Origin of the sequence: Sulfurimonas sp., from assembly GCF_014859695.1 — a bacterium.
Lineage (GTDB): Bacteria > Campylobacterota > Campylobacteria > Campylobacterales > Sulfurimonadaceae > Sulfurimonas.
Genome location: NZ_JACUTS010000182.1, coordinates 1 through 1,251 on the forward strand (window position 1 = coordinate 1; position 1,251 = coordinate 1,251).

General features: G+C 34.7%; 2 protein-coding genes and 1 pseudogene. All 3 read left to right on the plus strand.

Translation table 11 applies throughout. The features are described 5' to 3' along the window. Positions 1 to 122 (plus strand): annotated as a pseudogene (locus IBX42_RS12530) (IS701 family transposase); the annotation flags it as partial. 91 nt (positions 123 to 213) lie between these two features. Continuing rightward, complete coding sequence (gene rhuM, locus IBX42_RS12535; RefSeq protein ID WP_294933261.1) at positions 214 to 1,083, plus strand: RhuM family protein; 870 nt, start codon at positions 214 to 216, stop codon at positions 1,081 to 1,083. A 71-nt stretch (positions 1,084 to 1,154) separates the two neighbouring features. Then, on the plus strand, positions 1,155 to 1,251 hold a 97-nt coding region (locus IBX42_RS12540; protein ID WP_294933102.1), incomplete at its 3' end, for a Sir2 family NAD-dependent protein deacetylase.

Consider the following 1,251-nt stretch of genomic DNA (forward strand, 5'->3'; position numbering starts at 1 on the left):
TTTTTAAACTGGAATGTTTGAAAATTAAACATAATCTCAACCACTTCGCACTAAGGGCAAAATTGTTACTGAAGGCTAACCAAATCACTTATTCAGAATTGCAGAAATTAAAAGGTGCGTAAGGTCAGTCAGTTATTAATGAAGAGACTATAAAAAAACTATTTCTACATGTCTTAAGTTTTTATGAGAACGGGAATAAAAGGAACAAAGTAGATGGATAAGCTAAATAAATCAGATTTGATTATTTATAATGACGGTGAGCTTGAGCTTGATGTGTCTGTTAAAAATGATACGGTATGGCTCAATAGACATCAAATTTCAGAGCTATTCGGTAGAGATGTAAAAACCATAGGGAAGCATATCGGCAATGTATTTAGTGATGGGGAACTTGAAAAGTTTTCAGTTGTCGCAAATTTTGCGACAACTGCTCATGATGGCAAAACATACAATGTTGAATACTATAGTTTGGATGTCATTATTTCGGTGGGCTATCGGGTAAAATCGCAAAAAGGGGTACGGTTTAGACAATGGGCGACAAAAGTGCTCAAAAATTACATTACTGATGGGTATGTAATAAACTCCGAAAAAATAACAAACCAAAGATTTAAAGAGCTTGAAAATGAGGTGGTGCTTTTAAAGTCAAAAGTATCAAACCTTTCAAACTCACTTGAGGGCACAGCGCTAAAACAAAAACAAGGAATACTTTTTGATGGACAGATATATGATGCCTATGTTTTTGTGAACGATTTGTTAAAAAGTGCAAAAAATGAAGTGGTTCTTATCGATAACTACATAGACGATACGGTTTTTACACTCTTTAGCAAATACCAAAATTTAAAAATAAAAATCTATACTCAGAGCATTTCAAAACAGCTGCGTTTGGACTTTCAAAAATACAACTCCCAGTATCAAAATATAGAACTAGATGAGTTCAAAAAAGCTCACGATAGGTTTTTAATTATCGACAATACTGAGATTTATCACATAGGAGTGAGTCTTAAAGATCTTGGCAAAAAATGGTTCGCTTTTTCTAAGTTTGAGATGGAAGCTTTGGAGATTTTACAGAGATTGAAGCATGGATGAAATGACACCTAATCAAATATTCTCTATCAAAGTGAAGGCGTTAAAAATTAAATTCTGATGGAGGAAAGAAGATGGCAAAAGTTTTGATTTTAAGCGGTGCGGGGATAAGTGCCGAGTCGGGCATAAGTACATTTAGGGACAGCGGCGGGCTTTGGGATGAGTACGATG

Coding starts and splice junctions, on each gene's coding strand:
- rhuM (WP_294933261.1), top strand. CDS start 214: ATGGATAAGCTAAATAAATCAGATTTGATTATTTATAATGACGGTGAG.